Origin of the sequence: Fulvivirga aurantia, assembly GCF_009711475.1 — a bacterium.
Lineage (GTDB): Bacteria > Bacteroidota > Bacteroidia > Cytophagales > Cyclobacteriaceae > Fulvivirga > Fulvivirga aurantia.
In genome coordinates, this window is the sequence record NZ_SMMD01000763.1 from 1 (window position 1) to 7,489 (window position 7,489).

A 7,489-nucleotide genomic window follows, 5' to 3' on the forward strand; every position below is an offset into this window, starting at 1 on the left:
AGCTACTTATGCGCAAGATGTATTGCCTTTTGATTGGTTGGTGGGCTGTTGGGAGCAAATAGATCTAGACGAAGGAAATACGGCTATAGAATGTTGGGAAAAACCAGATGATGTAAGTCTGAGGGGAATAGGTGTAATGCTGGAAAATAATGATACTGTTTTTATTGAACGCCTAAGAATATATTATGATAATGATACCGCTTACTATGCTGCGGATGTAGATCACAATGAGGCTGAAGTTGATTTTAGAATCTCCCCACCCTATGACTCAGGTTTTATGAGTATTAATGAGCATCATGATTTTCCTAACAAAATATGTTATAAGCAGAAAGGAGTTGACAGCCTGGAGGTGTTTATCGCTAACATGGATGAATCAAAAAAGCGATATTTTAGCTTTGTAAAGAAAAATAACTAAGGCTGATTCAGTCGTTTAGATGAGGCAGCCTTAGTTATAAATATGTTGCCAACTAATCTAATTGAAAATTGATTGGCACCATTTGCCAAACCTTTACCGGTTCGCCACGCTGCTTACCAGGGTTCCATTTTGGCGCTTTGTCCATAACCCTAAGCACCTCTTCATCACAACCAGCACCGATCCCTCTTACAATATGGATTTGATCTAGCTCTCCATTTTCCAGTACAACAAACTTTACGAATACTTTTCCTTCTATACCCATCCTACGCGCCTGGCTCGGGTATTTTAAGTTTTTGTTGATATAAGAATAGAAAGCACCCAGACCTCCTTCCGGAGCAGGCATCTCCTCTACAAAAACAAACGGTGCATCATCGGCTTTTTCTACAGGTATATCATCTATCACAGGTTCGTATACAATAGGTTCTGTTTGATCGATGATAATATCAACTATTGGCGTCTCTATTGGCTCATTTATTTCTACAGGCACAAAGTTAGGAATCACCTTTGGTTTAGGTGGTTTTGGAGGCGGAATCTCTGTGATCGGAGGTGTCCAATTATCTGTTTCGCTACTCAGCGTAATATCTACAGGGTTATACTCTTTTTTTGTCGTGTACTCAAAGGCACTCACACAAATCATAAGTGCGATGAGCAGACCAATTTGAAAAAATAGTCCGGACTGCCTTCTTAGGTCTTTGTTTAAATTCTTTCGATGTTCCATAATGTGAAGGTGTTTAAGTTAATATATGATTTAAATCACCCGGCCGGGATGTCTTAATAGTCATTGTTGAAGTAGGCTCGCTTTTTTCAGCCTCATTTACTTTTGTGAGCAGGCTATATGAAAAGAATACAAGAGCCAGGAAAAATAGAAGCAAGACGATTAGTTTAAATAGCTTTTTTAATCTGGATGATCTTTGGTGCTTTCTCAACACGTCATAATAGTTCTTATGCCCCTCAATGCGTCTTGAAGTCATCCGCTTTCTTCTCAATCGTATTTCGTGTCTTCCCATTATTCTTTCCAGTTGACTTTAAAATGCTGTTTCAATTTCTCAACTGCTCTATATAGCCGCATTTTGGCTCCGCTTTCGCCTATGTTCAGTATAAAACTGATTTCCTTAAAACTCTTTTCCTCAAAAAACCTTAGCTCAAGTACTTCTATCACATCTGTGGGTAGGTCTTTTAAAGTTTGTATCAATAGCTGTATTTGCTCTTCGCTGAAGTTGGTATCAGTTTCATTTTCAATGATTTCGAAAAATCGCTCCTCTTCCAGACTGAAAATACGCTTTCTTTTCTTTTTGGTATAGTGCTTATTTACTTCATTGCTGGCTACTCTGTACAGCCACGCTGAAAATGGTAAGCCCCGATACTCATATTTTTTAATGTTTTGCAATGCCTTTAAAAAAACCTGCGAACATAAGTCCGAAGTGAGGGCTTCATCGTCTGTTCTTCTCAATATAAAGTTGAAAATACCTTCAAAATACCGATCGTACAGAATACCGAATGCCCGAGGATCTTTTTTCGCTCGCTCTACCAACTCATTCTCAGCTGAGATTTGGTCTTCGGTCATATGTCTGGCCGCACTCAAGTTTTTCAGGTTAATAGTTTTAAGCATATAATCGGTAATGTCAAAAAGGTCACAAGCAGACCACAAATTTTTTTAAAATACATTTTTTACCCCGCATTCCGGCTATCACATAGACATTGTATATCGGCCGATTAATTAATAGATTACACCTCTGTTAAAATTTACGACCAATGAATAGACTCTACATGTTAGTGGCTGTGCTACTGATAGGATGCGCAGCTACCTCAAATTCCACACAATCTTCCAACAATTCTAAAAGTTCTGCTTCCGGCATCGCAGGAAAAACAGATGGCATGACGAAATATGAAGGTTTTTTTGATTACTACTATGATGAGAAAACCGACAAAATCTATTTGGAGATAGATAAGTTTAATCAGGAATTCATCTATGTAAATTCCCTGGCTGCTGGTGTTGGCTCAAACGATATTGGTCTTGATAGAAATCAGCTGGGCAATACACGGGTGGTGATGTTTGAAAGAAGAGGTCCTAAGATTCTTATGGTTGAGCCAAACTATAGCTACAGAGCAATCAGTGATAATAAAGCTGAACAACAGGCTGTAAAAGATGCGTTTGCTCAGTCTGTATTATTTGGATTTCAACTGGTTACAGAAGAAGATGGCAAAGTGCTGGTAGATGCTACTGATTTTTTAATGCAAGACGCACATAACGTATCGGGTAGTTTAAAAAGGTCGAAACAGGGCAGTTATTCTTTAAATAAAAATATGTCTGCCATTTATCTTGACCGTACTAAAAACTTTCCTAAAAACTCAGAGTTTGAGGTAACGCTCACATTCACAGGAACACCATCTGGAGGCTACATAAGAAGCGTGACTCCAACGCCAACCAACGTAACTGTTAGAATGCATCATTCATTTGTTGAGCTGCCAGACAATAACTACCAACCAAGAAAGTTTGACCCGAGGGCAGGTTACTTTGGCATTTCTTATTATGACTATGCCACGCCTATTAGTGAAGACATAGAAAAGAGATTTATTTCCAGACATCGGTTAGAAAAGAAAGACCCATCTGCTGCTGTCAGCGAGGCAGTGGAGCCTATCATTTACTATTTAGACCCAGGTACGCCAGAGCCGATACGGTCTGCTTTACTGGATGGGGCCCGTTGGTGGAATCAGGCTTTTGAAGCAGCAGGCTATAAAGATGCTTTTCAGGTAGAAATGTTGCCTGAAGGTGCTGACCCGCTAGATGTAAGGTATAACGTTATAAACTGGGTGCATCGCTCTACCAGAGGCTGGTCATATGGTTCTTCTGTTACCGATCCTCGTACTGGTGAGATTATCAAAGGTCATGTTTTATTAGGATCACTACGAGTGAGGCAAGATTTTTTAATTGCTGAAGGCCTTCTTTCACCTTATAAAGATGGAAAGAAGGTACCTCCTGAAATGCAGGAGATGGCCTTAGCCAGGTTGCGCCAACTCTCAGCGCATGAAGTCGGCCACACCATCGGGCTCGCCCATAGCTACACAAGTAGTGCAGAAGGCAGGGCATCGGTGATGGATTACCCACACCCTGTCGCAACACTTAAAAATGGGCAAATTGATCTATCAGATGCTTATGATGACAAAATAGGAGCCTGGGACAAAGTTGCAGTAACGTACGGTTATCAGGATTTTCCTGAAGGAACAGATGAGGAGGCAGCTTTAGACAAAATTATCACGAATTCTTTCGATGAAGGGCTCACATTTTTATCAGACCAGGATGCAAGACCTACCGGAGGAGCCCATCCTTATGCTCACCTTTGGGATAATGGCGAAAATGCACCTCAGGAGTTAACCAGAGTTTTAGGAGTGCGACAAGTAGCACTGAAAAATCTGGGAGAAAACAGCATAAGAAGTGGTGAGGCGTATGCAAACATAGAAGAAGTATTGGTGCCGATTTATTTCTTTCACAGATACCAAACTGAGGCCGCTGTAAAACTTATTGGAGGTCTTGATTATCGCTATGCTTTACGAGGCGATGGGCAGTTGATAACCAGGATGGTAAGTAGAGAAGAACAGGAAAAAGCACTTCAGGCTTTGCTAATGACACTTTCTGCAGATCAATTGGTTTTGCCGGAATCGTTGTTAGAAATGATCCCACCAAGGCCATTGTACTCCAGCCGTTCCAGAGAGCTAGTTAATATCAGAACAGGAATCACTTTCGATGCCCTTGGGGCTGCAGAGAGTGCTGCCAATATGACTTTGGAGCTATTGTTTCATCCCGCACGTATTCAAAGGCTTTTAGAATATAAAGCCAGAGACAACCAGCAGCTTGGCTTGGGAGAAGTGATCGATCAGCTGGTAAATTCTACCTGGAAGAAATCTCACAGCGATCAGTTGACAGGGGAGATAGAAAGAATGGTTGATAATTTAGTGCTCGATCATTTATTCCAGCTCTCTGTTAATGATAGAGTAACTGATCAGGCCAATGCGATAGCTCTCATGAAAATAGAAGCTTTGAAGAGTTGGCTCAGGTCAAACTCTGGAAGATCAGATTCTCAAAAGGCACATTACAGACTAGCTTTGTATAAGATAGATCAGTTTATGGATAGCCCTGAAGAATATAAATTCACCGAACCTTTAGACCCACCTGCAGGGAGCCCTATTGGGTGTGGGGAGTGATTTTGGAAAAGCAAAATAGATACTCACAGATGCTTAAATTATTAAGTGCTACTTTTGTAGCACTTTTTTTATTTATAGAATTATGAGCGAAGCTAATTACGATCCGGAAGAAGAGGAGTTATACGAGCACCACCGCATAGTGGCTGATCCTAAACAGGCCTTATTGCGCATCGATAAATTTTTGATGGACCGTTTGCCAAATGCTACGAGAAATAAGTTGCAGGCAGGTATTAAAGATGGCTTTGTGAAAGTAAATGATCAGGATGTAAAGCCTAATTATAAAGTGAGACCAGGTGATGTTATCACTGTAGAGCTTCCCGAACCTCCCAGGGAGACCGATGTTGTACTTGAGGACATTCCGCTTAACATAGTTTATGAAGATGAGCATTTGCTCGTAGTAAACAAGGAGGCAGGAATGGTCGTGCACCCAGCCTATCAGAATTGGTCAGGCACCTTAGTAAATGCCCTGGCTTACCACTTCAAAAATCTTCCGGAAATGGAAGGCAATGAAGGTAGGCCTGGTTTAGTGCATAGAATTGATAAAGACACATCAGGGTTGTTAGTAATCGCTAAATCTGAGAAGGCCATGACGGGGCTTGCCAAGCAGTTTTTTGATCACTCAATCGAAAGAACTTATTATGCATTAGTTTGGGGAGAACCTGCGGAAGAAAGCGGTACCATAGATATTAATTTAGGTAGAAGCCTAAAAGACAGGCGTATCACTGTGCCTTACGAAGATGAGACTATTGGGAGAAGAGCCATTACCCATTATAAAACATTAGAGACTCTACGCTACGTCTCTTTACTTCAGTGTAATCTGGAAACAGGCCGCACTCACCAGATACGCGCGCACATGAAGCACATTGGCCACACTTTATTTAACGATGCCACTTATGGAGGTGATAAGCTGCTAAAAGGCACTCAGTTTTCTAAGTATAAAAGCTTTGTAGAAAACTGCTTCAAGTTGATGCCTCGACAAGCATTACATGCCAAATCTTTAGGTTTTATCCATCCAATAACAAAGAAACAAATGCAGTTTGATTCTGAGTTACCAGAAGATTTTAAGGCAGTACTAGAGAAGTGGCGACACTATGTACAATACACCTAAGCTGAGAATTTAGGCTCTCGACCTTGCTTTAGGGCAGTTCTGATTTCTTTTAGCGCCTTACTTTTAAAATTCAGGTAATTGCTGTCATTAGCTTCTTTGTAGATGGTGTCCCTTACGTAACCGAGAACCTTATCCATTTCTGAAGCATTCATTGAGTCTAAAGACTGTAAAAGGGCCTGTTTTTTTGTAAGTGTGTTATTCATGGTAGTAGTGGTTGTTTGTCAAAAATAACAGTTTGGTTAGTTACTAGTAAGCCGCGCAATCGATCTTAATAATTTTAAAACACTGGCTTTAACTTTTGATAACTAACGAGTTGACAGCAACAACTATGCAATCGCTTAAAACAAGCCATATGACCATTTTACATTTTTAAAGTGGGGATAAAATGCTACGGTTAGAGAAAGTCGACTATTGTTTTTGTGGTAAGGCTTTCTCCAATTAACTCTCTCACCGTTTGACTTTTTTTAGTAATTTCTTCCAGGTTTTTTTGGCCCCTTTTTATCTCACTGTCGAAATCAGGATAATTGATTGCAAAAATTACATACCTTACTAGATCTTCGTCACTAATCTCTGATTCATTTCCAGCAATAAACAATGCCTGATATTTTACAACATATTGATTTACCAACCTTTTCATTTGTCTGATATTTTTTGGCATGTAGTCTACAAACTCCATAAGTAAATGATCTTTTTGTTCTTCAACTAATTCTTCAACCTTTTCAGCGGCTTTTTTACGACCCTCAAACCCAGCCCCTTTAACAGCTTCTTTTAACTCTGAAGTAGTTCCTGACACTCGAATTTCTTCATTAATTTCTTCCTGATCCTTCTCCCCAAAAGTGGATTTATCAGAATCTGTGTTGCCTAAAAACTGATACCACATTTTATTATGATCTTTTAGACTCATTTTCGGGACTTCTAAAACAAGCTGGAAGGATTTTTGTAAAAATTTATTCCCAATGGAATGACCATCTCTTCCTAGTCCATCAAAATCTTTGTATTTATTGGTAAAACATGTACTTATCCAGTTACCGTCAGCAGCAATTACATACAGCACTCGTGTGCCTTTAAATAGATTTTGAATGCCCTCTAACAGTTCGACCGTAGCGCCTGCCTCGCAGCGATCTAAATCGTCAATAAATATTGCCACTTTTTGGTCTTTCGTCACTTTATTAAACCTTTCTTTAATTGGTTTGTAAGGATCAGAAGTGTGACTTTTCAATAGTTCAGACGAATTAATCTTTGTTCCAAAGAAGTTTCTTAGCAGACCCCAAACTGTTGTAGATAAAGTAACTAAGACACCAAGAGTGACTCCCACAGTTTTTAAAGTATTTAAATCTCCAAAAACTTTAAAATAAAGGGATACAATTAAAGACAATAGGATCACCGTAACAAATAGTGCAGTGTTCCTTAACCAAAATGACCACCAAAAATGCGATTTAGATAATGTCTTACTTACTTTATTAATAAAAACCCACCATTGATCTTCCAGTCGTTGATTTTCCCAAGCGTTGTAATGGACAACTTTCCATTCTTTCTTCAGCAAGTGTTTCTCTAAAAACCCAAGCATTGAAGTTTTTCCACTGCCCCATTCTCCGTCAACCAGAACGGTATAATTATATTTGTCGTTTGGGTTAAAAGATGACCATAGCTCATCAATTTTATTGGCCACAACTTCCATAAGAAAATCTCGACCTAGATCATCAACATTGGAGGGGTTATCATGAAGTAGGTCTGCGTCTGTTTCGTAGTTTTTTGGCTCATCTTTC

Annotated in this window: 8 protein-coding genes; 3 read left to right on the forward strand and 5 right to left on the reverse strand. The window is 39.7% G+C overall.

From position 1 onward, the window contains the following. A partial coding sequence (locus tag E1176_RS20640; protein ID WP_185152724.1) for a DUF6265 family protein occupies nt 1-415 on the forward strand: 415 nt, incomplete at its 5' end. A 52-nt stretch (nt 416-467) separates the two neighbouring features. Here the strand turns inward: E1176_RS20640 and E1176_RS09465 are convergent. The 3 genes from E1176_RS09465 to E1176_RS09475 are packed head-to-tail and all read right to left on the reverse strand — an operon-like array spanning nt 468 to nt 2,024. Then, nucleotides 468-1,133 carry an energy transducer TonB gene (locus E1176_RS09465; protein ID WP_155210370.1) on the reverse strand — a complete coding sequence of 222 codons (666 nt, stop codon included), beginning with the start codon at nt 1,131-1,133 and terminating at the stop codon, nt 468-470. A 13-nt stretch (nt 1,134-1,146) separates the two neighbouring features. Next, entirely contained in the window at nt 1,147-1,422 is a 276-nt protein-coding gene (locus tag E1176_RS09470) for a hypothetical protein (protein WP_155210371.1), read from the reverse strand. Beyond that, nucleotides 1,422-2,024: an RNA polymerase sigma factor gene (locus tag E1176_RS09475; protein ID WP_155210372.1), complete on the reverse strand. Its 603-nt coding sequence runs from the start codon at nt 2,022-2,024 to the stop codon at nt 1,422-1,424. The genes E1176_RS09470 and E1176_RS09475 overlap by 1 nt, the downstream gene beginning before the upstream one ends. 143 nt (nt 2,025-2,167) lie before the next feature. Between E1176_RS09475 and E1176_RS09480 the strand changes: the two genes are divergently transcribed. Both E1176_RS09480 and E1176_RS09485 read left to right on the forward strand, forming a co-directional pair. Next, on the forward strand, nt 2,168-4,615 hold the full coding sequence (locus tag E1176_RS09480; protein WP_246205989.1) for a zinc-dependent metalloprotease: 2,448 nt from the start codon (nt 2,168-2,170) through the stop codon (nt 4,613-4,615). An 82-nt stretch (nt 4,616-4,697) separates the two neighbouring features. After that, on the forward strand, nt 4,698-5,723 hold the full coding sequence (locus tag E1176_RS09485) for an RluA family pseudouridine synthase (RefSeq protein WP_155210373.1): 1,026 nt from the start codon (nt 4,698-4,700) through the stop codon (nt 5,721-5,723). Here the strand turns inward: E1176_RS09485 and E1176_RS09490 are convergent. Both E1176_RS09490 and E1176_RS09495 read right to left on the reverse strand, forming a co-directional pair. Next, entirely contained in the window at nt 5,720-5,926 is a 207-nt protein-coding gene (locus E1176_RS09490; RefSeq protein ID WP_155210374.1) for a hypothetical protein, read from the reverse strand. The genes E1176_RS09485 and E1176_RS09490 overlap by 4 nt on opposite strands. A 191-nt stretch (nt 5,927-6,117) precedes the next feature. Next, nucleotides 6,118-7,489, reverse strand: a 1,372-nt coding sequence (locus E1176_RS09495) for a KAP family P-loop NTPase fold protein (protein WP_155210375.1), incomplete at its 5' end; no start/stop codon positions are given.